The following is a 22,292-nucleotide window of genomic DNA, read 5'->3' on the forward strand; positions in this document are numbered from 1 at the left end:
CGTGGCATGGTCACAGCGACGCGATTGGTCTGTACCTGATCCGCGCCCGTGCGGTGCCCGGCAGGTCCTGGAGAAAGGGGAGCATGGCCGATGCGCAGCACCACCGTGTTACCGGGAACCCCCGGCTCGCCGCCCGCGGCCGGGGACGTGCCCCTGCACCGGCTGGAGGTGGCCGGGCCCGGCGCCCCGCCCTTCGCCGCCGGTTCCTTCGAGGCCGTGGGGCCGCTGTCCAGGTGGGACCGGCCGCACCGGCACACCTTCTACGAGATCGTCCACGTCAGCGCCGGTTCCGGCACCCATGTCGTCGACCTCGCGCGCTGGCCGCTGCGCCCCCCGCACCTGGCGGTGATCCTGCCCGGCCAGGTGCACCACTGGGAGGGCGGCCGGGGACCGGAAGGGACGCTCGCGCTGTTCACCGACGACTTCCTGGTGGACCACCCCCACGACCGCGAGGTGCTGCGGGAGCTCGGCGAGCGGTGCTGGTTCGCCCTGGACCCCGAACAGGACCGGTCCGTCCGGTGCCTGATGACCGAACTCGTCGCGGAGCACCGGGAGCGGGCCCCCGGACACGAGAGCGTGCTGCGCTCCCTGCTGCATGTGCTCGTCGTGCGCGCCTCCCGGCTGCCGGGACGCACCGGCACCGGCCGGGACCCGCGCGCCCAGGGCCGGCCGGCCGCCGTCGCCGAGGCGTTCGCCCGGCTGATCACCCGCCCCGAGGCGGCGACCTGGTCCGTCCGGGAGTGCGCCGACCGGCTCGGTGTGACCCCCCACTACCTCACCCAGGCGGTCCGGGCCGCCACCGGCCGCCCACCCGGACGGCTGCTCATCGAGGCCCGGGCCTACCAGGCGCAACGGCTGCTGGCCCACACCCAGTTGTCGGTACGGCAGGTCGCCGCCCGCACCGGATTCGCCGACCCCGCCTACTTCAGCCGGTTCTTCCGGCGGGAGACCGGCAGCAGCCCCGGCGACTTCCGAAAACACCACAGCCGCCCTCATCAGTCCCTCGAAGCCCCGCCGTCGCACGCCTAGGTTCGTTGCCGGTCCGGCCCCGGGCGCCCGCCCCCACGGATCCGCCCGCACAGGCGAAAGGCGCAGGTCCGCCCCCACAGGAGGAGGAGACACATGGACGGAGCAGGTACGCACGACACCGACCGGAACGGAATGAACCGGAACAGCGCCGACCCGAACGGCACCGGCGCACACGGCGCGGAGACGCCGGACACATCCGGGTCCGCCCGGCTCGTCCGCCGCAAGACGGTGCTGCGCGCGGCACTCGCGGCCACCGCCGCGATCCCGCTGGCCCTCACCGGCGGCCCCGCCCTCGCCCGCTCCCTGGCCGCGAGCGGTACGGAGCCCCAGCTCACCCCGCCGTGCGACGACGGCGACGATCCCACCCCGGAGCAGATCGAAGGCCCCTACTTCAAGCCCAACTCGCCGCAACGCACCAGCCTCCTGGAGCCCGGCCTGCCCGGCACCCGGCTCACCGTGTCCGGCTATGTCTTCGGCCGGGCCTGCCGTCCCCTGTCCGGCGTCCTGCTGGACTTCTGGCAGGCGGACAACAACGGCGCCTACGACAACACCGGGTTCCGGTTCCGGGGCCACCAGTACACCGACTCGCGCGGCGCCTTCGCGCTCACCACGATCGTGCCGGGCCTGTACCCGGGGCGCACCCGGCACATCCACGTCAAGGTGCAGGCCCCCAACCGGCCCGTACTCACCACGCAGTTGTACTTCCCGAACGAGCCGCGCAACAACACCGACTCGATCTTCGACCCACGGCTGCTGATGACCGTGCGCGACGGCAACGGCGGCCGGGAGGCGGCGTTCGACTTCGTCCTCGACGTGGCGCAGGACCCGGGCCCCGGCCCCACACCGCCCGGCGGCACCTGGGCCGTCGGCACCGCGTACCGGACGGGGGACCAGGTCACCTACGGTGGCCGCGGCTACGTCTGCCTCCAGCCGCACACCGCCCAGCCGGGCTGGGAACCCCCGGCCGTACCGGCCCTGTGGCGCGCGGTCTGAGAGAGCGCGGCGCGACGGCCGTGACACGGCGGGCACCGGTCTGCCGGTCACGGCCGGCACCGGCCCGCCGGAGCACGCTGCCCGCCTCGCCGGGGAAGTCCTCCGGCGGCCACCACCGGCCGCCTGGGCCTCCGGCGGGGCGGCAGGCGTGACCTCCTCGGCCCCGGTGTTCCCCTCGCCGGCCATCCGGCGGCCCGAAGTCCACCGACCGTGGCCGTCCGGCCGCTCCACCGGGCTCTACCGGCGCCGGGCGCCGGGCCGGCTCGTGGGCGATCCGCCGGCGCCCGGGCTCACCGGGGCCGGGCCCCCTCCAGGGTCAGGTCGACCAGACCCGCCACGAGCGTGTCGTCCAGGGGGGCTCCGCTGAGCAGCGCACGGACGAAGAGGGGGCCTGCGACGGCCTCGATCACCAGGCCGGGATCGGTGTCCGCGGCCAGTTCACCGCGCTCGACGCCACGCCGGACGATGACCTTGGCGCGTTCGAGGCGATCGCTCCAGTAGGGCCCGCGCCGGTCCTCCAGGGTCTCGTCCCGCTCGACGCTCAGCCGCAGCAGCGCCCGCCCCTGCGCGGTGGCGATCAGCCGCCCCAGCGAGGTGAGGAAACGCAGCAGGTCCTCCCGTACCACCCCGGTGTCCGGGATCGGCAGCGCGGCGTCCAGCTCCGTGGCCAGCGCGTCCAGGATCAGGTTCTCCCGGGTCCGCCACCGCCGGTAGATCGACGTCTCGTGCACCCCGGCCGCGCGCGCGACCGTGGCGACCGTCGTGCCGGCCAGGCCCTGGGTCGACAGCAGCTCGACCACCGTACCGAGCACCGCCCGCCGCATCCGCTCCCCGCGGCGGCGCAGGGGCGGGACGGCGGGCTCGGGGGACTGGGGACCGTGCATCGTCCCAGCTTAAAGCAGCCGCACTTGCGTTGGGTGTACGGTTAACGCAAGTCGACCTGCGATACAGCGCCGGGCGCCATCCCGAAGGAGGCCATGTCATGGAGACGATGCTCGCGGCCCGCTTGCACGTACCGAGCCGCACCCTGCGGGTCGAGGAGGTGCCGCGGCCCCAGCCGGGCCCGGGAGAGGTGCTGGTGAAGGTCGAGGCCGCCGGGGTGTGCCTGTCCGACGTCCACCTGATCGACGGCACCCTCACACCGCTCCTCCTGCGCGGCGACACCGTCACCCTCGGCCACGAGGTGTCCGGCACCATCGCCGAGGCCGGCGCCGGCGTCACCGACTGGACGCCCGGACAGCGCGTGGTGCTGCACGCCGGTGAGCACCGCAACGGAGTGACGTACACGCGCGGCGTCGACTACGACGGCGGGTGGGCCGAGTTCGCCCTGTCCGCCGCGCACGCCCTGACCCCGCTGCCCGACTCCATCCCCTTCGAGCAGGGCGCGATCATCCCCGACGCGGTCTCCACGCCGTGGGGAGCGATCACCGAGACCGGCGCCGTACGTCCCGCGGAGGCGACCGGCGTCTGGGGCGTGGGCGGACTGGGCGTGCACGCGGTGCAGTTGCTGCGGGCCGTCGGGGCGTGCCCGGTCGTCGCCGTCGACCCCAACCCCGTCGCCCGGGAACGCGCCCTGGCCGCCGGGGCCGACCTCGCCCTGGACCCCGCCGACCCCGGCCTGCGCGAGACGGTAGCGGCGGCGACCGGCGGGGCGGGGCTCGCCGCCGCCTTCGACTTCGCCGGGGTGCCGGCCGTCCGCGAGCAGGCGGTGTCCGTCCTCGCCCCCAAGGGGCGCCTGGTCCTGGTCGGCCTCACCGACCAGCCCCTCACCCTCACCGACGGCACCCGCTTCAGCTACCTCCAGCAGCGCGTCCTCGGCCACTACGGCTCGGACATGACGACAGCCCTGCCCCAGCTCCTCCGCCTCGTCCAGGCCGGCCGCCTGGACTTCTCCGGCTCCATCAGCGCCACCCTCCCGCTGAGCCGGGCCGCCGAGGCGGTCGCCCGCCTGGAGAAGAAGGAGGGCAACCCGATCCGGCTGATCCTGCGCCCGTGAGCCGATGTGCCCCTCCTCCGGCACGGAGTGGAGTCCCGCGGCCCGACTTCCTTGCCACCGGACGGACTTCACCCGTGGGCGAGCACCCTCTCGGAGGACCGCCGCGTGACCCCCGCGCACGTGGCACCGAACGCGGAGCGGCCGGCCGCACTTGGCGATCGTGGCTCCCGTCGTGGCGGCCGGGACGCACAGCCGTCGTCCCTGTACATCGTCCGTCCTGATACCTCGTCAGGTCTCGGTCCGGCGACACCCGCGCGGTGATGTCGGCCGGTCGTCGCGTCGTCGCGACCCGGCCGGCTCAGGGTGTCACCGGCGGGTTGTCGGCTTCCGCAGGCCGGGAGGACGCCGGGCCGGAGGCGGAGGCGGGGCCGGAGGCGGAGGCGGCGCTCGCGGTCCCGCGCGGACCGCGCAGGACGGTCACGGCGATCACCAGGGCACCCAGGACGAAGACCGCGCCGACCCGGAAGGCGAGTCGGTAGCCGTCGGTCAGCGCCTCGTCGCGGGAGGCGCCGTCGTGCAGGAGGGCGCCGGTGTGCGAGGCGGCGAGTGCGCTCAGCACGGCGAGTCCGAGGGAGGCGCCCACCTGCTGCACCGTGTTGAACATCCCGGAGGCCAGGCCCGAGTCCTGCGGGGTCGCGCCCGACATGGCCAGTCCGGCCAGCGCCGGCATCGCCAGGCCGAAGCCGATCCCGAGCGGCACGGTCGCGGGGAACACATCGGTGAGATAGGCGCCGTCCGCCGGGATCCGCCCCAGGATGCCCAGGCCCGCGCAGATCAGCACGAGCGCGGCCGGCAGCACGGCCCGGGCTCCGAACCTGCCGATGAGCCGGGGAGCGAGGAACAGCGACATGAGCCCGATCAGAAGCGAGACGGGCACCACACCGGCACCGGTCTCCAACTCGTCGAAACCCAGCACCTTCTGCAGGTACAGCACGACCAGGAACTGGAAGCCGAAGATGCCCGAGATCATCAGGGCGTGGGTGCCCAGCGCACCGGAGACATCGCGGTACCGGAACATCCGGGGCGGCAGCAGCGGGTTCCCGGTCCTGGCCTGCCGTACGGCGAACGCGGCGAGCAGGACCAGGGCGACCAGGCCGAAGCCGAGCGTGCGGACGGAGCCGAAACCGTGGTCGGCCGCCGCGACGATGGCGTAGACGCCCAGCATGAGCGCGGCCGTGATCAGTGCGGCGCCGAACGCGTCGGTGCCCTTGCCCCGTTCCGCGCCCCGCTCGGCGACCAGCACCCGCTGGGCCAGGACGGCGGCGGCGACCCCGATGGGTACGTTGACGAAGAAGATCCAGTGCCATCCGGCGGCCCGGGTGAGCACACCGCCCAGCAGCAGACCGAGGGTCCCGCCGGCGGACTGGACGAAGCTGTACACGCCGATCGCCCGGGCGCGTTCGCCCGGCTCCGTGAACATGGTGACGATCATGGCGAGGGTGACGGAGGACGTCACCGCGCCGCCGGCGCCCTGGAGGAACCGGGCGGCGAGCAGCACGGTCGCGTTCTGCGCCAGGCCGCACAGCAGGGAGGCGACGGTGAAGATGACCAGACCGGTGACGAAGACCCGTGTGCGGCCGAAGAGGTCGCCGAACCGGCCCGCGAGCAGCAACAGGCCGCCGAACGGGATCAGATAGGCGTTCACGACCCAGCCCAGGGCCGAGGAGGAGAAGCCCAGACTCTCCTGGATGGCCGGCAGCGCCACGTTCACGATGGTGCCGTCCAGGATCACCATCAACTGGCCGGCGCAGAGGATCGCCAGCGCGAACCAGCGGGACATCCTGGAGGCGGGGGCGGGCACGGTCCGAGCGGACATGCGTGTGCCTTTCATGGGAGCTGTTTTGTTACGGGCTCCATCCTGGGCAGCCGTCCGCGAGCGGGGAAGAAGGCACTTTTATGTCTCACCGTCACAGCGATGTGACGGGCCGGCCGGAAGTCGGCAGCGCGGACGCTGCCGGGGTGCGGTGTTCAGGGGCAGGTGACCACCTGGCCGGCCCAGGACAGGCCGCCGCCGAAGGCGAGCAGCAACACCGGGGCGCCACTGGGCAGTTCGCCGCGCTCGGTCAGCTTGGACAGGGCGAGCGGGACGGACGCGGCGGAGGTGTTGCCGGACTCCACGACATCCTGGGCGATCACCGTGCTCTCGGGCAGGCCGAGTTGCCGTACGACGGCGTCGATGATCCGCAGATTGGCCTGGTGGGTGACCACGCCCGCCAGCTCGGCCGGCGTCAGACCGGCCCGCGCGCAGGCCTCCCGGACGATGCCGGGCAACTCGCCGGTGGCCCAGCGGAACACGGTCTGCCCCTCCTGCGCGAAGCGCGGATGCCAGTCGCCGGTGAGCCGGACCGCGTCACCGCGGGTGGGATCCGAGCCCCAGCACACCGGGCCGATCCCCTCCTCGGCGCAGGCGCTCAGTACGGCGGCGCCCGCCCCGTCGCCGAGCAGTACACAGGTACGGCGGTCGGTCCAGTCGGTGACGTCGGACATCTTCTCGGCGCCGATGACCAGGGCATGCCGGGCGGCGCCCGCGCGCAGCGAGTGATCGGCGCAGGCCAGCGCGGTGCAGAAGCCGGCGCAGCCGTTGTTGAGGTCGAAGGCCACCGGAGCGGGCAGACCGAGGCGCCCGGCGACCTGGGCGGCGATGGAGGGGCAGCGGTCGATGGCCGAGCAGGTCGCCACGGTGATCAGTCCGATGTCGGCGGGCTCCAGCCCCGACGCGGCCAGCGCCTTGCTCGCGGCGGCCGCCGCCATGTCGGTGACGGACTCCTCGGGGGCGGCGATACGGCGGGTGGCGATGCCGGTACGGCGCCGTATCCACTCGTCGCTGGTGTCGACCGTGGCGGCCAGATCGTCGTTGGTCAGGACGCGCGTCGGCTGGTAGTGACCCAGGGCGGCGATACGGCTTCCCGGCACGGCGTGATCTCCTCGGCTCGGTTCCAGGTGCCCGGAATATAGCAACCGATCGGTCGGAAGCTGAAGCGGGCCCCCTCGCCTACGATGGTCGGCATGAGCCCTCGCAATTCCGTGGCCGAAGCCCGCAGGACGCGGCAGCGCATCGTCGAGCGCGGTATCGCCCTCGCCTCGTGCCACGGTCTCGAAGGGCTGACGATCGGGCGGCTGGCCGCCGAGCTGAAGATGAGCAAGGCCGGTGTGCTCGGGCACTTCGGCACCAAGGAGGCCCTTCAGCTGGCCACTGTGGAGGGCGCGGCGGCGGCGTTCTCCCGCCTGGTGTGGGAGCCCGCGGCGGACGTGGAGCCGGGCCTGCCCCGGCTGCGGGCCGTCTGCGAGGCCTGGATCGCCTACCTCGACCTGGACGCCGGGCGTGCCGTCTTCCCCGGTGGCTGCTTCTTCACCACGGCTTCCATCGAGTTCGACGCCCGTGGCGGCCCCGTCCGCGAGGCCGTGGCCCGGATGTCCCGGGTGTGGCGGCGCCGTCTGGCCGCCGAGGCGCGTACGGCGGTGGCGGCGGGCGACCTGCCGGCGGACACCGACCCGGACCAGGTCGTGTTCGAACTGATCGGCCTCTTCATGGCCCTGAACCAGGAGATCCAGCTCTTCGCCGCGCCGGACGCCACGGACCGCACCCGGCGGGCCCTGGACCGCCTGCTCGGCCCGCGCCCGGAGCGCCCGGCCGGGTAGCGGCGGTACGGTGCCACGGTCCGCGGCGGTACAAGCCCGCGGACCGCGGCGGTACAAGGCCACGGACCGCGGGCCCCGTGCCGCGGTCCGTGGTGGGCGTGGTGGGCCGGCTGCGGGGAAGCCGGCCCGTGGGGTTCCTCGTGGTCAGCCCGTCTTGGTCACCTGCGCGACCGCCTTGGCGAGACCGTAGGCCCACAGCTGGTTGACCCGGGAACGCTCGGTGGCGTTCGGGTAGCGGTTGGTGCAGGAGGGGCCGGGGCCGCCGCCCGACATCAGCTCGCTGCACGGCCCGCTGTAGTGGTCGGGCAGGCCCAGCACATGGCCGGTCTCGTGGGCGGTGACGCGGATGGAGTCGTACTGCCGGTTCTGCGCGTAGTCCAGGAAGATGTAGCCGCGGCCGTGGCCGTCGGTGGAGGCGTAGGACCCGCGCGAGTCGTTGCCCTCGTAGTAGGCGAAGTCGCCGCCGCTGGAGGTCGCCTGGAGCTTGACGTTCGACACGGAGCTGTTCCATATCGAGGCGGAGCTCGATATCTGGGTGCGGAAGCTCGGGGCCTGTGAGGCGTTGTAGTAGACGGTCACCGCCTGTAGGGAGGGCTGCTCGGCCTGCCGCTTGGCGACCGACTTCAGTACCGCGTCGAAGAACGCCTTGGTGCCGGCGTCCTCGGCGCCGGCCACGTAGCCGGCGGCAACGGTGCGGGCGGGTGCCGGGGCGGTGTCCTGGGCCCCGGCGGGGCTCGCGGTGCCGAGCGCGGCGGAGGCCAGTCCGAGGCCGAGTGCCAGGCCCAGGAGTCTCCTGGTGCTCTTGGACCCGGTGCTGTTTCGGAACGACGCCATGGGGAGGGCTCCTTCTCGTCCTGTGGGGTTGAACGATCGGTTGCCAGTGAGTCTCGGTCAGCCCAACACGGCGGGGAATGATGGCACTTGGGGATAGCTCCGGGCTATCACCGGCCGACTCGTCCGCTTTCCTTGTAACTTGAACATCTGGTGTCGTGTTCCGTGCCGCCCTACGCTCCCCCCATGGAGTTGGAGGTGAGACATCTGCGTGTGCTCTGCGCCATCGCCGACACCGGCAGCCTGCACAAAGCGGCCCGGGAACTCGGCCTGGCACAGCCCTCGTTGAGCACCCAGCTACGGCGGATCGAGCGCGCGCTCGGCGCCCAGCTCTTCGTGCGCGCCCGCACCGGCTGCCGGCCCACCCCGCTGGGGCTGGCGGTGCTCAGCCGGGCCAGGCCGCTGGTGGCGGAGCTCACGGCGATCGTCACCGAGACCAGGGCGGCGGCGGCCCGTGCCGCCGGCGGGTTCCAGCTGCGCATTGGGGCCACGGCGAGCAGGGCCATCCCGGGCTGGCTGCGACTGCTGCGGGCCCGCCGCCCGGGGATCGAGCCGACGTTGCAGATGAGCGTGTCCGCCAACGCGCTGCTGGGCATGGTCGCGGCCGGCCGGCTCGACATGGCCTTCGTGCACGAGGTCGAGGGCAGTCCGCTGCGCGTGCCGCCCGGACTGTGTCTGCGGGTGCTGGTCGAGCGGGAACCACAGTTCGTCACGCTCGCCGCGGACCATCCGGCGGCGGCACGCTCCGAGGTGCGCCTCGCCGACCTGGCCGGCGACCGCTGGATGGTCGACTCCACGGTCGACGGCGAGTGGGACGCCCTGTGCCGGGTGCTGCGCGCGCCGGGCCTCGACGCCGAGATGCTGCACGGCGACTACCTCACCGCCTACTCGCTGGCCGCGATCGGCGAGGTGGTCACGGTCAGCCAGCCGACCGCCCCGGTGCGACCTGATCTCGCGATCCGCCCCCTGGAGGGTGACCCGATCGGCGTACGGCTGCTGCTGGCGGCCCGTACCGAGCACGAACTGGACTCCGTCTATGAGGAGTTGGAGGACGCCTACTGGACGGTGGCACGCGAGGCACCGGCCTACCGCGAATGGCTCGGCCGCGCGGCGGGCAGCGGACCGGAGACTCCCCGTGTGCCGGACCGCCCGCCTGCGTACCACCCCGACACGGGCACCTCGCCGGCACGCCGGCCACGGCCGCTGACGGCCGATCTGCGCACGGGGTAGACCTCCGGGCGAGGCCACGGCCCGGTGCCGGGCCAGGGGAGGCCCGCGCGGCCGGCGGTCGCGCGGGTACGGGCTCGCGCGCCGTGGACACCTCGTGCGGATACGGGCTGACGTACCGAGGGTCCCGCCTGCAGGGGACGACGGCGTGGAGCTGAACTGGGTCGTCCCGGTGGACTCCACGTTCGTGCGAGCCCACCAGCACGCGGCCGGAGCCCGCGAAAAGGGGCCCCGGCCGGCGAGCCGGACGACCACGCCATCGGCCGGTCCCGCGGCGGGCTGACCACGAAGATCCATCTCACGGCCGACGGCAACCGCCGGCCCCGGACCCGGCCAGAGGCCCTCCTTGCCGACAAGGCGTATTCGTCGCGGGCCATCCGTGAACACTTCAGGCGGCGCGGCATCCGGGCGATCATCCCCGTGTCGGCCGATCAACGCAGACACCGTCTGCGGCGCGGCAGCCGGGGTGGCAGGCCCCCCGCCTTCGACCACGAGGCATACAAGCAGCGCGATACGGTCGAACTCTGCATCAACCGCTCGAAGCAGTGGCGAGGGATCGCCGCCCGCTACGAGAAGACCGCGGCCATCTAGTCGTAACGAGTGGCAAGACCTCGTCACTGCTCGCGTCCGCTCATCACCCCGCCCTGTGTCGCGCGCCTCAGGTCGATAGTGTGACCGCCATGAGTGACGGCATCGCGTGGATAGGCACACACCACCACACCCCCGACGACCCAAGCGTGCGAGGCATGCGCGGCGGGATCTCCCTCACCCTGGCCAAAGGAGTAGAGCAAGACGAGTTCCTCATCAACCTGGGCGCCGACCTCGACGAGCTGGACGCCCGCACCCTCTACACCGAACTACGCGCCCCGGCTGTAGTGCCCGGGCAGCCGAGCCCCTCGGTGAACGCCGTCATGTACGGCACATGCGGGGAATGGACGTATGTGCTGGAGAACTGGGGCATGGCCACCTGGTCCATGGGCTACCAGGGCAAGGTGCAGTCGATGGTGCCCTGCGAGGGCGAAGAGATCCTCTGTCTGACCCTCAACCGGTTCCGCCCCCCGGCTCTGATCATCCACGCCCCCGGTGACGGAAGCGCCTACCGCGCCGACTTCGGCACCACTACAAGCCAAGACAGCGCCTTGGACCAGGCCCTCGCCTCCGCCGGTGCCGTGTACCCCTCGATACCCGACGCCAGCGCGGATGAGGTGGTGGCCTACTACGAGGAACACGGCGAGCGCCTTCCCGAGCTGGTGTTCACCGCCGTGGGTGCCTACACAGGCGTGAGTATCGACCAGGCCGCCGTGACCGCCGGCGACCTCCCCGGACTGCTCATCCTCCAGCCCTGATCTCCCGCCACTCATACAGCGACCGGTCCCCACCCTCTAAGAGGGTGGGGACCGGTGCCGGTTGGAGCGGGGGTGTTACTGCGCTGCGAGCTGGCAGATCACCGGCTGACCGCCGCCGACACCGTAACGGCAGGTACCGCCGTCATCCATGCGCGTGTCCAGCCAGTACGCATCCTTGTCCTTGATGCGCATCTGCTTCATGAAGTTCGCGAAGTGTCCACCCATGGATTCCTGGTTGTGCATGCCGGAGATCGCCGACCGGCCGCACACCTCGCTGAACGTGGGGTCGGTGCCGTTCAGGGAGAACAGGTGGACCATGCTGCCGTGCTTCTTGGCGTAGGTGCCTATACACGCGTCACCGTTCGGGGTGGTCTTCCCCGCCGGGATCGCCGGGTTCAGGCCGCCCTCCGTAGCCGACATACCGCCGCTGTTGTACGAAGAGGCGAACGCGAACTCGTCACAGTTCAACGTATCCGCCGCGTCAACCAGAGCCGAGGCGTCACCGTTGTCCGCGGCCCACCCGGTGGGGCAGATCCGGTTACGCGAACGGGCGTTCTGCGCCTCATCGCCCATGTAGTACAGCGGCTTTTGATCGGCCATCGAACCCGGATGCTTGGGGGTGGCCTTCTGGATCAGCCACGCATGCGCGGCGGCCTGCGGGAAAGCCTTCGCGTTGAACGTGTAGACCGGGGCGTGGTTGACGAACACGCAGCCCGGCACCACTCCGTCCGAAGCGCCCGCAGCGGGGGTGTCGCATCGGATACGGTCGAGATCCTCGGTGCCGCCGTCGTAGTCCAACGACCACTGATAGCCGGTCACAAACGGACGGAACTTCCCGTCGGCAGGGAGAATGTTCGCGTCGATCTGAATGTCGGGCTTGTACAGGTACTCTTGACCCGAGGCGGACGTATCCCAGGTGAACGGCGTGGTCAGCGACGCCGAATGCATCTCACCCGGCACCCACCACGTCTTGCCCGTCCACGCCGACGCGGGCTGCTCCTGCGGCGTACACGAGTCCTCACACAGGTGATTCCAGCCCACGAAGTTTATTTCACGGAACGCGGGCGGAATCTGCTGCGCAGGCTCGATCGTCAGGTGCTCGGTGAAGGAGTTCTGTCCGTCGAGCTGGATCATCCGCAGGAACATGAACTTCGCAACGGCCTGCGGCACACCGTCCATCTTGATGATGACCGGCACCGACCGCACATCGCACTCGGTGAACCGGGTCGCGAGAATGGATTCGAAGTCGGTGTTGCACCACTCCACACCCGCGGTCGCCGCCGCCACACCGGCCTTTGCACTGGCGTGCGGTGCCTTGCCCTTGGGCGCGGGAACCGACTTGCCGAAGCACACCTGACGGCCGTCCGCATCCGGCTCGCTACACTGCTCCACCGCACTCTTGGCCGCCGTCGTGGAGCGCGCCGCCAGCGGCGTACCCGGCTGGCCGAGAGGCTTGGTCTGGTAGTAGTTCGGCACCTGCGCGTCGTAGTGGTTCGGGTTGGGCGCGCTGTAGTTCGGAGTCGGCAGCGTCAGGTCAACCGGCAGCTCCACACGGAACTTTGCCCACGGCGACCACACGGTCTCGTACAGCGAGCCGTCATAGGCATTGGTGTGGAACACGTAGTTGGTGTTCAGAGCCAGCTTGCCCACCGGTACATCAACGGTGGCCGTGCCCCCGGACTCCACATAAGGCGACACAATGACCCCATACGTGGAGTCGTTCAGCTTGACCTTGGCAACCGGTTCACCAGCCGCGTTGGCAGTCCACACCTCAAAGGTCAGATTGACCTTGTCGCCGTCAGGGTCGGTTACAGTATTCTTGAGCTGCACTTTCTGCGAGGTCACCCGCTGAAACCCACTCGGCGCCGCGTTCCTCGACAGCGGAGACGCCTTAGGAGACTTCCCCGAAGCCGGACGCGCACCTGCCGCGGCGGCCCGCGTCTGCTTCTCAGGGCCATGCACCTTGGGCGGTGCGGCATTCGGGTCGGGCTTTGCCGCCGGTGCCGGATCCGATGCAGCCTGAGCCACTCCGCCGACACTAAACATCAGCAGCGCCGCCATGCCGACAGCAGCCCGCTTCACAGCGGGTCTTATGCTGGTTCTGGATGCGCCAAACACGAAATGTCCCTTCTGGCCCCACCCCCTCAACTCGGAGGCAGGACATTGCTGGTGTGTGTCGCGCCGCCCCTTTTTCTACGTGGCATGACCATGACCTGGCAACGTACCCAACCCAGGCGGTTCGTCGTTATCCGCCGCTAACGGACGTGTTCCACGTCACGTGTCCGAGTGGGAATCCTGGGCAGGGTCCGCGCACACACCTGCACGACTGCGGCCCTGGGACGGCGGCCGGTGAGGCGGGTGATCAGCCGTCGGATCTCGGATCGCGGCGGACCTGGTGGTCGTCCGGGCCGCACTCCTGCTGGGCGGTCTGGAGGCATTCCTCAACAGCCCAGCGGCTGCCCGCGATGCGTATGAGTTCGTCCAGTGTGGTGTCGGCCGGTCAGTAGGCGCGGAGTGGGATGAGCTGTCCGAAACCGGAACCGCTTACCACCGCTTCCCTGGGAAGGCGGCCCGGCCGTGCGGGGCGGCGCGGGACGCCGATGTGTTCCCGCAGGTGGCGGGGAAAGATTGGAAAGTCGTCAACCGCTCCCCGGAAACTGACGTCTGAGAAGGTATTTTGTCCCGGGGTTGATTGCGCATATGCATCGAGCATCGCACCGTACATCGGCGCGGCCGATGCCAGGGGGAGAGGCTTCAGCATGCCGGCAGGCACCTTAGGCGCACCTTCGATCGGCACTCATGAGCTCCGGACCTTCGCCGAGGAGGTCTTCGAACCACTCCAGCGCGCGGACCAGCGTCGCTGGGCGCATGCGTATCTCGGCGCCCTGCTGAGTGTGCCTGGCAAGAAGACGCTGCAGCGGCTGGCCAAGGCGGTCTCACCCGCTCCCGCGGCCGCCCACGGACTACAGCAGTTCATCAACGCCAGTCCCTTGGACTGGGGTCCGGTCCGGCGCAGCCTGGCCCGGGCCGTGGCCGCGCAGGGACTGCCACGGGCCTGGACCGTGGCCGAACTGACGATCCCCAAGCGCGGTGTGCACTCCGTGGGCGTGCACCGCCGCTTCGACACCGAGCTGGGCCGGACGGTCAACTGCCAACTGGCGACGGGGCTTTTCCTGGCCGCCGCGATCGGCTGCGTACCGGTGGACTGGAGTCTGCTGCTGGAGGAGTCCTGGTGCGCGGACGAGGAGCGGCGCGCACGGGCACGTATACCGCCGTCCGTCACCGCTCGCCCGGCCTGGGGGCACATCCTGGACTTCGCGGCGGACGTGTCCGCCGACTCCTCGCTGTCGGGCATCCCATGGGCGCTCGACCTGCGCCGTACCGCCGAGGCGGGCACGGTCGTGGAGGGGCTCGCGCGGCGCGGGCTGGACTTCGTCTGCGAGGTGAACGCGGCCGAACCCGCGCTGCCGGCGTACGGCATGGCCCCGTCGGCCGGCCTGGGTGACCTGCTGGCGCGCAGCCATCCGCGCCGGCCGCCGGTGGTGGTGCGCCGGGCCGTCACCGGCCGGCCGGAGTGGCTGGCCGTCCACTGCGGGGAGGTGCGACTGCCCGGACGGGCGGGAGAACCGTCCGGCGGGCCGCGCGTCTACCGCACCCTGGCCGGCCCGGGAGGCGTCGGCGGGCCGGGCGCCCGCTACTGGATCACCAGCCTGGCCGACTGGCGGGCCGAGGAGGTACTCGCCCTGGCCCGGCACGCCGCCGCCGGTGAGCCGGCCGTCCGGGACCTCGGCCACTTCGGTGTTCAGGACTTCGAGGGCCGCTCCTACCCCGGCTGGCACCATCACATGACGATGGCTTCCGCCGCGCACGCCTTCACCCGGCTGACCGCGCGGAGCCGTGTCATGGCCCTCGCCGCACCCGACAGCGCCTGCGCCTGACCCGGCACGAGGGCGGCACCGGTCCGCCCTGCGACTTCCGCAAGTCGAGGCTGCCCTCGTCGAGGGCCACCCCCGTACGTAAGGTGCAGTATTCAGCGAAATGCTCGGGACGGCTCCTCACAGGGGTGGCGGTGACGACAGGTCGCGTTGCCGCGCACCCGCTGCGGGGGAGGCGTGGGCCGTGCCGGTCCCGGACGCGCGGGTCAGGTTTCGGGTCGGGCCCGGCCGCCGACAGCCATCAGGCGGTGCGCCTTCTCCAGCGCCTCGTCGTCGCCGGCCCCCGCCAGGATGGCGTCCAGGAGGCCCGGGTAGCGCGCGTCGAGGTCGTCGCGGCGCAGGGACAGCAGGTTCTCCCTGCCGGAGGGGTGCTGCCAGATGACACCGCTCTCGCGCAGTACGCGCCAGTGATGCGTCATCGTGGACTTGGCGGTGATCCCCAGCAGCCCCAGGACGCTGCCGCAGTTGTGTTCCCCGCCCGCGTCGAGTACACGGACGACGGCGAGTCGTACGGGGCTGCCCAGCGCGGACAGCACGCTTTCGATCCGGATCTGGTCGCGGTCTGGATGGCGGCTCATATCGCCACAGTACCGCGACATTCATACTTTCCATCACCTGGGCGCTTACGGGCCGTTCGCGTCTTTTCCGGGTGGCGGGCCGCCGGTCCGGCGCCCCTCTCGGCGCCTCTCGGGGGCTGATCTCCCGCATGGATCTCCTCTCGGCATGCCCGCGTCCGGACGGGCCGGTGGCGGACTCGCGATAGTTCGACTGTACTAGAGTTGCCGAACGATAATCGGTACGTAAGAATACGAACAGTCGTGATGATGCGGCGCCGTTCGGGCTGTCGGGCGCGTCGCCCGGGCTTCCAGGCCACGAGAGAACGCGCGTTCCACAACTTCGAGAACCACGCCGCCAGATCCAGAAGGGGCCCTTCTGTCATGTCCTCTACATCAGTGCCGGACCAGGGAAGCCCGGGCGGCGCCCCACGCCACCTGGGCTGGATCCTGACGCTGCTGGCCCTCGCACAACTGCTCTACGGCCTCGATCTGAACATCGTGTTCGTGGCGCTGCCCGAGATCGGCCAGGAGCTCGGCTTCCCCGGCCAGACCCAGCAACTGGTGGTCAGCGCCTACGTCGTCTTCGCGGGCGGCTTCCTGCTGTTCGGCGGGCGCGCGGCGGACCTGCTCGGCCGGCGCAGGATGTTCGTCCTCGCCCTCTCGATGTACGCGGTGTCGTCGCTGGCCGGCGGTCTGGCGCCCAGCCCCGAGGTCATCGTCGCGGCCCGCGCCGTCCAGGGCATCGCCGGTGCCCTGCTGCTGCCGTCCACCCTGTCGCTGATCAACACCCTCTTCGAGGAGGGCCCCAAGCGGAACCGGGCCCTCGCGGTCTGGGGCGGGGCCGGGGCCAGCGGTCTGACCATCGGTGCCCTCCTCGGCGGTGTGCTGACGGATAACTTCGGCTGGCCGTCGGTCTTCTTCGTCAACGTCCCCTTCGGCGGCCTGGTCGCCCTGTGCGCCCTGTTCGTCATCCCTCGTGACCCGGCCCGCACCGAGCGCCGCAAGTTCGACTTCCCGGGCTCCCTCACCGTCACCGGTGGTTCCACGCTGCTGGTGTTCGCCCTCGTCGAGGGCCCCGAGCGGGGCTGGGGCGACGGCCTGGTGGCCGGCGCGTTCGTCCTCGCCGTCGTGCTGCTCGCGCTCTTCGCCGTGGTCGAGTCGCGCAGCGCCGACCCCCTGATGCCGTTCCGGCTGTTCGGCAACCGCAACCTCACCGTGGGAATGCTCGTCACCTTCCTCTACATGGCGACCTTCGGTGTCCTGCCGTACTTCCTCACCGTCCTCATGCAGAGCGTGCACGGCTACAGCGCCCTGCAGACCGGCCTCGGCTTCCTGATCCCGTCGCTCGCGATCGCCACGGGCACCCAGCTCGGCGAACGGTTCGCCGGCAGGATCGGCACCCGCACCACACTGGTCATCGGCTTCGTCGTCGGCATCGTCGGCACGGCCGGCCTCGCCCTCGGATTCGACTCCGACGCGAGCTACGCCATGCTGGTGCCCGGCCTGATCGTGTCCGGCGTCGGCCAAGGCATCGTCTGGACCGCGATGTGGATCGCCGCGGCCACCGGCACCGCCCCACAGGAGCAGGGCGTGGCGAACGGCATCGCCTCGACCGCGCTGAACATCGGCAACGCCATCGGCCTGGCGATCTTCACCGTCATCGCCGAGATCGGCACCGACGGCAAGGCGGGCCAGGCGCTGACGGCGGCCCGGGCGGACGGCGAGTTCCTGGTCGTGCTGCTCACCGCGGCGGGCATGGTCGTCGGTCTGCTCGTCACGCTCGCCCTGAGGCGGCAGCCGGCGTCCGCCGCCGTACCCGCGCCCGGCAGCGAAGAAGAGGCCCTCGCTACCCGCTGAACCCCGGACGGCGGGCACGGCCGGACGTCCCGCCCGGCTCCCCACCCGCCGTCCGGGCTGCCCGGGGACCCGAGCGACAGCTCACTCCCGGGCCCGAACTTCTCTGTCTGACCGAGCAAGGACCAGTGTTCCCACCAGTCGCTCACCTTGTCCGAGCTGCCAACTCTGCTCCGTCATGAACAGGCCGGACTTCCCAAAGTCTCCCCGGGCTGCGGTACTTCACGTTCTCTCCGTACGACGTGGTGCCTACTGTCATAGGCGTCGTGGCACCCCTCAACCCCCAGTCCTCTGGAGAGTCATGTCCCGTCGTCTGTTCACTTCCGAATCGGTGACCGAGGGCCACCCGGACAAGATCGCGGACCAGATCAGTGACACGATCCTGGACGCGCTGCTGCGCGAGGACCCCGCCTCCCGGGTCGCCGTCGAGACCCTGATCACCACCGGTCAGGTGCATGTCGCCGGCGAGGTGACGACGGGAGCCTACGCGCCCATCGCCCAACTGGTGCGCCAGAAGATCCTCGACATCGGCTACGACTCCTCGGCCAAGGGCTTCGACGGCACCTCCTGCGGCGTCTCCGTGTCCATCGGCGCCCAGTCGCCCGACATCGCCCAGGGCGTCGACACCGCCTACGAGGCACGGGTCGAGGGCGACGACGACGAACTCGACCGCCAAGGCGCCGGCGACCAGGGCATCATGTTCGGCTACGCCACGAACGAGACACCCAACCTCATGCCGCTCCCCATCGAGCTGGCCCACCGGCTCGCCCGGCGGCTGACGGACGTCCGCAAGAGCGGCACCGTGCCCTACCTGCGCCCCGACGGCAAGACCCAGGTGACCATCGAGTACCAGGGCTCCAAGCCGGTCCGCCTGGACACCGTGGTCGTCTCCACCCAGCACGCCGCCGACATCGACCTGGAGACCCTGCTCACCCCCGACGTCCGCGCACACGTCGTCGAGCACGCGCTGGGGCGGCTCGCCGACGACGGCATCAAGCTGGAGACCGACGGCTACCGCCTGCTGGTGAACCCGACCGGCCGGTTCGAGGTCGGCGGCCCCATGGGCGACGCGGGCCTGACCGGCCGAAAGATCATCATCGACACCTACGGCGGCTACGCCCGCCACGGCGGCGGCGCCTTCTCCGGCAAGGACCCCTCCAAGGTCGACCGCTCCGCCGCCTACGCGATGCGCTGGGTCGCCAAGAACGTCGTCGCCGCCGGTCTGGCGGAACGCTGTGAGGTCCAAGTTGCCTACGCCATCGGCAAGGCGGCCCCGGTCGGCCTGTTCGTCGAGACCTTCGGCACCGCCACGGTGGCCCAGGAGAAGATCGAGAAGGCGATCACCGAGGTCTTCGACCTGCGCCCGGCCGCGATCATCCGGGACCTCGACCTGCTGCGCCCGGTCTACGCGAAGACGGCCGCCTACGGCCACTTCGGCCGTGAACTCCCCGAGTTCACCTGGGAACGCACCGACCGCGCCCAGCGGCTCAAGGACATTGCGAACGCCTGAGGAGACGCTGCAGGCCGAGAAGTTCCCACCCAGAGGAGCAACCGATGCGTATCGCTGTCACGGGGTCCATTGCCACCGACCACCTGATGACCTTCCCGGGCCGCTTCGCCGACCAGCTCATCCCGGACCAACTCGCCCACGTCTCCCTCTCCTTCCTCGCCGACGCCCTGGAGATACGCACCGGAGGGGTCGCCGCCAACATCGCCTTCGGACTCGGCCGGCTCGGCCTGAACCCCGTACTGGTGGGCGCGGCGGGCATCGACTTCACCGACTACGACACGCGCCTGCGCGCGGCCGGAGTGGACACCTCCACCGTGCGGATCAGCGGGGAACGCCACACCGCGCGCTTCGTCTGCACCACCGACACCGACCAGAACCAGATCGCCACCTTCTACCCGGGCGCCATGAGCGAGGCCCGGCACATCGACCTGGACGCCGTACGCCGGTCCGTCGGCGGACTCGACCTCGTCCTGGTCGGCGCCGACGACCCGCAGGCGATGCTGCGGCACACCGCGGCGGCACACGACCTCGGCCTCGACATGGCCGCCGACCCCTCCCAGCAGCTCGCCCGCCTCGGCACCGAGGAGACCAAGCGGCTGGTGCACGGCGCCCGTTGGCTGTTCACCAACGAGTACGAGGCGGCCCTGCTCCAGGACCGCACCGGCTGGAGCGAGCGCGAGGTGCAGAACCGGGTCGGCACCTGGATCATCACCCGCGGCGCCGACGGAGTCACCGTGCTGTCCGGGCACACCGAGCGGGTGGACGTGCCCGCGGTGCCCACCGAACGCATCGCCGACCCGACCGGCGTCGGGGACGCCTTCCGCGCCGGATTCCTGGCCGGCCTCGCCTGGGAACTGCCCCACCGGCGAGCGGCCGAACTCGGCTGTGCCCTCGCCGCCGTCGTCCTCGAATCGGTCGGCACACAGGAGTACAAGCTCGTACCGGGGGACCTGACCGCCCGCGTCGACCGGACCTACGGCCGGGCCGCCGCCGCCGAACTGGAGCCCCTCCTGGCCGGCCTGGCATGAGCGGCGCGCGGCCCCGGCGCGCCGACGCCGCAACGAGGCCCTGAGCGTCGTCCGGCCGGACGGCGTCCGCCGCGTCCACGCATTGTCAGTGGCGGGTGCCACCATGGCACGCATGGGGAACGACGAGTGGGGGCCGCTGCTCAAGCGGTGGAGCGAGGAATGGCTGGAGGCGCTCGCCGCGCAGGAGCCGGAAGAGTACGAGGAACTGGACGAGGACATCGTGCGGGACCGCTGGCTGGGGTTCGCCCCGGCCGGCCCGGACCGGATCACGGCACTGGAGGAGCGCGTTAGCGCCCTCGGCATCCAGGCGCCGCTGCCCCCGTCCCTGCGCTCCTTCCTCGAGACGACGGACGGTTGGCGGAACGCCGGCGACTTCGTCTATCTGCTGGCGGGAGCGGACGGCATAAGGCCGTACGGGGACCCGTACGGCCTGCGGCCGATATACGAGGGGAGTCTGGGCGAGCACCCGGCCGAGCGGGAGATACTCCTGGCCGGCATGTGGGACCGGGCGTTGCAGCTGTCGCTCGACTCCGACCTCACGGACGTGCTCATCGACCCGGGCGATGTGGCCCCGGACGGTGAGTGGGCCGTGTACGTGTACCACGGCTGGGCCGGCGAAGCCCCCGCGCGGTACGTCTCGTTCCGCGCCTTCATGGAGGCCATGTACCAGGAGTTCTACCGGCTGGGCGGGTCGCACCCCGGGTTCGGCAACAGCGTGACGGACGACCTGGACGCCAAGGTGGAGCAGGCCCGGCTGGCATGTCTGCGGGGCGAGCTGGACACGGCGCTCGCCGTCCTCACGGAGGCGGAGGAGCTGGGCAGGCCACGGGCCCGGCTGCTGTCCGCTCAGTTGAGGGCGCTGCTGGACGGCGCGGGCTGGGTACCGGTCGACCCGCGCATGGACGATCCGCTCTACGCCGGCGAGGTGCTGCCCCTGAAGGTGCGCGACCACCTGCGCGAAGGGTACCGGGACGACGTCTTCGTGCTCGGCCCGGTGACCGACGACTACGCCACGGACCGGGAGCGTGCCGCGCTGGTCCTGGAACGCATCAGACAGCGCACGTACACCTACACCTCGCCGGGCCGCTTCGGACGCGCGGTGGAGGAGGCCCGGGAGCTGGCGCGCTGGGGTGACACGGACGCAGCCTGGCGGGTGCTGGCCGCGGCGGTCCCGCACTGGGAGCCGTACCGGGACGACCACGTGGCCCCGTTCGGCCTGCTCGGCGACCCGCTGCTCGGACCGCTCCTCACACCGGAGCGGTTCAGACGGTGTCCGCCGTCCGCTGCTCCGCGGCGTCGTACGCGACGCGGGCCCGGGCGATGGCGGCACGGTGGCGCTCGGCCCAGTCCACCAGTCCGGTCAGCGAGGTGTACAGCTCGCGGGCCATGGGCGTGAGGTCGTACTCCACCCTGGGCGGAACGGTCGGGTACACCGTGCGGACGAGGAGCCCGTCCCGTTCCAGGCGGCGCAGGTTGAGGGTGAGCATGCGCCGGCTGATGCCGCCGATGGCGCGTTCGATCTCGGTGAAGCGGATGGGGCCGTGGGCGACGGCGATCAGGATGCCGATGCTCCACTTGCCCGCCACGTGGTCGAGTACCTCGGTGACCGGACAGGCCTCGACCTGCATGGCCTCGGCAAGACGGGGCGAACTCCGTGACATTGATGGGCCTCCTTCCACGGAGGGCCAACGTTACCGAAGCCGGCCGCCGCCCCACATCGTGCACCCGGGGGAGGGGGCCGCCCCCATCACGGGCGATCCACCGTCGCCGACGGTACGCCGTGACCGGCCCACGACGCGTTCGGTCGTCTCCCTTGACACCCTCCCGTAGCCACCCCGACCCTCCAGCGAGGGCCCGGGGCTGCCGCGGACCGGCCACCATCTCCGGTCCGCTCGCGGTCCCCGCCGGCCAGGAGCGGCCGGCCGGGTTCCGGGACGCCCTCGCCCGGCACGGCCATGTCTGCGTCCCCGTCGCCGAGGGCGGTTCCACCTACGACAGCGGTCTCGCGGCCATGACCGGCCTCCTCGCCGGACACCCGGACGTGGACGGGGTGTTCGCGGCCAACGACCTCATGGCCCGCGGCGCCTGCCGGGCGCTGCGGGAACACGGCCGGCGGGTACCAAAGGACGTCGCGGTCGTCGGCTTCGACGACTCCACGGCCGCCGTCGACCGGCACCCCCCACCTGACCACCGCGCGCCGGCCCGTGGAGGACACGGCCACCGAGATCGCCCGTCTGCCGGAGGAACACATCCACGGCACCCGCACCGAGCCCACGTCGGTCGTGTTCGACCCGGGGCCGGTCGTACGGGAATCGGCCTGACGGCGCCCGCCGGCGCGCGGCGCCCC

The 22,292-nt window shown here is 71.4% G+C and carries 17 protein-coding genes and 3 pseudogenes; 12 read left to right on the plus strand and 8 right to left on the minus strand.

Annotated elements, in window-relative coordinates; all coding sequences use genetic code 11:
* The first annotated feature begins 90 nt into the window (after nt 1-90).
* Both ABD350_RS30165 and ABD350_RS30170 read left to right on the plus strand, forming a co-directional pair.
* Complete coding sequence (locus ABD350_RS30165) at nt 91-1,029, plus strand: AraC family transcriptional regulator (RefSeq protein ID WP_344351982.1); 939 nt, start codon at nt 91-93, stop codon at nt 1,027-1,029.
* A gap of 93 nt (nt 1,030-1,122) precedes the next feature.
* Nucleotides 1,123-2,022 (plus strand): dioxygenase family protein, encoded by a 900-nt coding sequence (locus ABD350_RS30170; RefSeq protein ID WP_344351984.1) that lies wholly within the window; start codon nt 1,123-1,125, stop codon nt 2,020-2,022.
* A 290-nt stretch (nt 2,023-2,312) separates the two neighbouring features.
* On the opposite strand, the gene ABD350_RS30175 is transcribed toward ABD350_RS30170, so the two are convergent.
* Nucleotides 2,313-2,906 carry a TetR/AcrR family transcriptional regulator gene (locus ABD350_RS30175; protein WP_344351986.1) on the minus strand — a complete coding sequence of 198 codons (594 nt, stop codon included), beginning with the start codon at nt 2,904-2,906 and terminating at the stop codon, nt 2,313-2,315.
* A gap of 98 nt (nt 2,907-3,004) precedes the next feature.
* Here ABD350_RS30175 and ABD350_RS30180 point away from each other — a divergent pair, with 98 nt between their 5' ends.
* Nucleotides 3,005-4,018, plus strand: coding sequence for a zinc-binding dehydrogenase (locus tag ABD350_RS30180; RefSeq protein WP_344351988.1), 1,014 nt, complete (start codon nt 3,005-3,007; stop codon nt 4,016-4,018).
* A gap of 298 nt (nt 4,019-4,316) precedes the next feature.
* Here ABD350_RS30180 and ABD350_RS30185 read toward each other — a convergent pair whose 3' ends face one another.
* Both ABD350_RS30185 and ABD350_RS30190 read right to left on the minus strand, forming a co-directional pair.
* Nucleotides 4,317-5,798 (minus strand): MFS transporter, encoded by a 1,482-nt coding sequence (locus tag ABD350_RS30185; RefSeq protein ID WP_344352111.1) that lies wholly within the window; start codon nt 5,796-5,798, stop codon nt 4,317-4,319.
* A gap of 188 nt (nt 5,799-5,986) precedes the next feature.
* Entirely contained in the window at nt 5,987-6,931 is a 945-nt protein-coding gene (locus tag ABD350_RS30190; RefSeq protein WP_344351990.1) for a beta-ketoacyl-ACP synthase III, read from the minus strand.
* 93 nt (nt 6,932-7,024) lie between these two features.
* On the opposite strand from ABD350_RS30190, the gene ABD350_RS30195 reads away from it, so the two are divergent.
* Nucleotides 7,025-7,657, plus strand: a complete 633-nt coding sequence (locus ABD350_RS30195; protein WP_344351992.1) for a TetR/AcrR family transcriptional regulator — start codon at nt 7,025-7,027, stop codon at nt 7,655-7,657.
* Nucleotides 7,658-7,801: 144 nt separating this feature from the next.
* On the opposite strand, the gene snpA is transcribed toward ABD350_RS30195, so the two are convergent.
* A complete protein-coding gene (gene snpA / locus ABD350_RS30200; protein ID WP_344351994.1) occupies nt 7,802-8,491 on the minus strand; it encodes a snapalysin in 690 nt (229 codons plus the stop codon).
* Between the two features lie 183 nt (nt 8,492-8,674).
* Here snpA and ABD350_RS30205 point away from each other — a divergent pair, with 183 nt between their 5' ends.
* The 3 genes and pseudogenes from ABD350_RS30205 (at nt 8,675) to ABD350_RS30215 (ending at nt 11,061) form a co-directional block, all read left to right on the plus strand.
* A complete protein-coding gene (locus ABD350_RS30205; RefSeq protein WP_344351996.1) occupies nt 8,675-9,718 on the plus strand; it encodes a LysR family transcriptional regulator in 1,044 nt (347 codons plus the stop codon).
* A 136-nt stretch (nt 9,719-9,854) separates the two neighbouring features.
* Nucleotides 9,855-10,306, plus strand: a pseudogene (locus ABD350_RS30210) (transposase); the annotation flags it as partial.
* A gap of 89 nt (nt 10,307-10,395) precedes the next feature.
* Nucleotides 10,396-11,061 (plus strand): hypothetical protein, encoded by a 666-nt coding sequence (locus ABD350_RS30215; RefSeq protein WP_344351998.1) that lies wholly within the window; start codon nt 10,396-10,398, stop codon nt 11,059-11,061.
* A gap of 75 nt (nt 11,062-11,136) precedes the next feature.
* On the opposite strand, the gene ABD350_RS30220 is transcribed toward ABD350_RS30215, so the two are convergent.
* Both ABD350_RS30220 and ABD350_RS30225 read right to left on the minus strand, forming a co-directional pair.
* Complete coding sequence (locus ABD350_RS30220; protein WP_344352000.1) at nt 11,137-13,122, minus strand: hypothetical protein; 1,986 nt, start codon at nt 13,120-13,122, stop codon at nt 11,137-11,139.
* 316 nt (nt 13,123-13,438) lie between these two features.
* A pseudogene (locus tag ABD350_RS30225) lies at nt 13,439-13,561 on the minus strand (IS701 family transposase); the annotation flags it as partial.
* Nucleotides 13,562-13,820: 259 nt separating this feature from the next.
* Between ABD350_RS30225 and ABD350_RS30230 the strand changes: the two are divergent.
* Complete coding sequence (locus ABD350_RS30230) at nt 13,821-14,999, plus strand: IS701 family transposase (RefSeq protein ID WP_344352002.1); 1,179 nt, start codon at nt 13,821-13,823, stop codon at nt 14,997-14,999.
* Nucleotides 15,000-15,202: 203 nt separating this feature from the next.
* Here the strand turns inward: ABD350_RS30230 and ABD350_RS30235 are convergent, their stop codons facing one another.
* On the minus strand, nt 15,203-15,574 hold the full coding sequence (locus ABD350_RS30235; protein ID WP_344352003.1) for an ArsR/SmtB family transcription factor: 372 nt from the start codon (nt 15,572-15,574) through the stop codon (nt 15,203-15,205).
* Nucleotides 15,575-15,934: 360 nt separating this feature from the next.
* Between ABD350_RS30235 and ABD350_RS30240 the strand changes: the two genes are divergently transcribed.
* From ABD350_RS30240 to ABD350_RS30250, 3 genes are all read left to right on the plus strand, one after another.
* Nucleotides 15,935-17,410 carry an MFS transporter gene (locus ABD350_RS30240; protein ID WP_344352005.1) on the plus strand — a complete coding sequence of 492 codons (1,476 nt, stop codon included), beginning with the start codon at nt 15,935-15,937 and terminating at the stop codon, nt 17,408-17,410.
* A 298-nt stretch (nt 17,411-17,708) separates the two neighbouring features.
* Nucleotides 17,709-18,917: a methionine adenosyltransferase gene (metK, locus tag ABD350_RS30245; protein ID WP_344352007.1), complete on the plus strand. Its 1,209-nt coding sequence runs from the start codon at nt 17,709-17,711 to the stop codon at nt 18,915-18,917.
* A 44-nt stretch (nt 18,918-18,961) separates the two neighbouring features.
* A complete protein-coding gene (locus tag ABD350_RS30250) occupies nt 18,962-19,945 on the plus strand; it encodes a carbohydrate kinase family protein (RefSeq protein ID WP_344352009.1) in 984 nt (327 codons plus the stop codon).
* A 1,262-nt stretch (nt 19,946-21,207) separates the two neighbouring features.
* Here ABD350_RS30250 and ABD350_RS30255 read toward each other — a convergent pair.
* On the minus strand, nt 21,208-21,606 hold the full coding sequence (locus tag ABD350_RS30255; protein WP_344352011.1) for a winged helix-turn-helix transcriptional regulator: 399 nt from the start codon (nt 21,604-21,606) through the stop codon (nt 21,208-21,210).
* A gap of 191 nt (nt 21,607-21,797) precedes the next feature.
* Here ABD350_RS30255 and ABD350_RS30260 point away from each other — a divergent pair.
* Nucleotides 21,798-22,266, plus strand: a pseudogene (locus ABD350_RS30260) (LacI family DNA-binding transcriptional regulator); the annotation flags it as partial.
* Between the last annotated feature and the right edge of the window lie 26 nt (nt 22,267-22,292).

The organism is Streptomyces nogalater (assembly GCF_039532885.1).
In the GTDB taxonomy this organism is placed as follows: domain Bacteria; phylum Actinomycetota; class Actinomycetes; order Streptomycetales; family Streptomycetaceae; genus Streptomyces; species Streptomyces nogalater.

Excerpts from the sequence above, each read along its gene's own strand:
- ABD350_RS30165 (WP_344351982.1), top strand. The coding sequence starts at position 91 with ATGCGCAGCACCACCGTGTTACCGGGAACCCCCGGCTCGCCGCCCGCG.
- ABD350_RS30170 (WP_344351984.1), top strand. The coding sequence starts at position 1,123 with ATGGACGGAGCAGGTACGCACGACACCGACCGGAACGGAATGAACCGG.
- ABD350_RS30175 (WP_344351986.1), bottom strand. The coding sequence starts at position 2,906 with ATGCACGGTCCCCAGTCCCCCGAGCCCGCCGTCCCGCCCCTGCGCCGC.
- ABD350_RS30180 (WP_344351988.1), top strand. The coding sequence starts at position 3,005 with ATGGAGACGATGCTCGCGGCCCGCTTGCACGTACCGAGCCGCACCCTG.
- ABD350_RS30185 (WP_344352111.1), bottom strand. The coding sequence starts at position 5,798 with ATGTCCCGCTGGTTCGCGCTGGCGATCCTCTGCGCCGGCCAGTTGATG.
- ABD350_RS30195 (WP_344351992.1), top strand. The coding sequence starts at position 7,025 with ATGAGCCCTCGCAATTCCGTGGCCGAAGCCCGCAGGACGCGGCAGCGC.
- snpA (WP_344351994.1), bottom strand. The coding sequence starts at position 8,491 with ATGGCGTCGTTCCGAAACAGCACCGGGTCCAAGAGCACCAGGAGACTC.
- ABD350_RS30205 (WP_344351996.1), top strand. The coding sequence starts at position 8,675 with ATGGAGTTGGAGGTGAGACATCTGCGTGTGCTCTGCGCCATCGCCGAC.
- ABD350_RS30215 (WP_344351998.1), top strand. The coding sequence starts at position 10,396 with ATGAGTGACGGCATCGCGTGGATAGGCACACACCACCACACCCCCGAC.
- ABD350_RS30220 (WP_344352000.1), bottom strand. The coding sequence starts at position 13,122 with ATGGCGGCGCTGCTGATGTTTAGTGTCGGCGGAGTGGCTCAGGCTGCA.
- ABD350_RS30230 (WP_344352002.1), top strand. The coding sequence starts at position 13,821 with ATGCCGGCAGGCACCTTAGGCGCACCTTCGATCGGCACTCATGAGCTC.
- ABD350_RS30235 (WP_344352003.1), bottom strand. The coding sequence starts at position 15,574 with ATGAGCCGCCATCCAGACCGCGACCAGATCCGGATCGAAAGCGTGCTG.
- ABD350_RS30240 (WP_344352005.1), top strand. The coding sequence starts at position 15,935 with ATGTCCTCTACATCAGTGCCGGACCAGGGAAGCCCGGGCGGCGCCCCA.
- metK (WP_344352007.1), top strand. The coding sequence starts at position 17,709 with ATGTCCCGTCGTCTGTTCACTTCCGAATCGGTGACCGAGGGCCACCCG.
- ABD350_RS30250 (WP_344352009.1), top strand. The coding sequence starts at position 18,962 with ATGCGTATCGCTGTCACGGGGTCCATTGCCACCGACCACCTGATGACC.
- ABD350_RS30255 (WP_344352011.1), bottom strand. The coding sequence starts at position 21,606 with ATGTCACGGAGTTCGCCCCGTCTTGCCGAGGCCATGCAGGTCGAGGCC.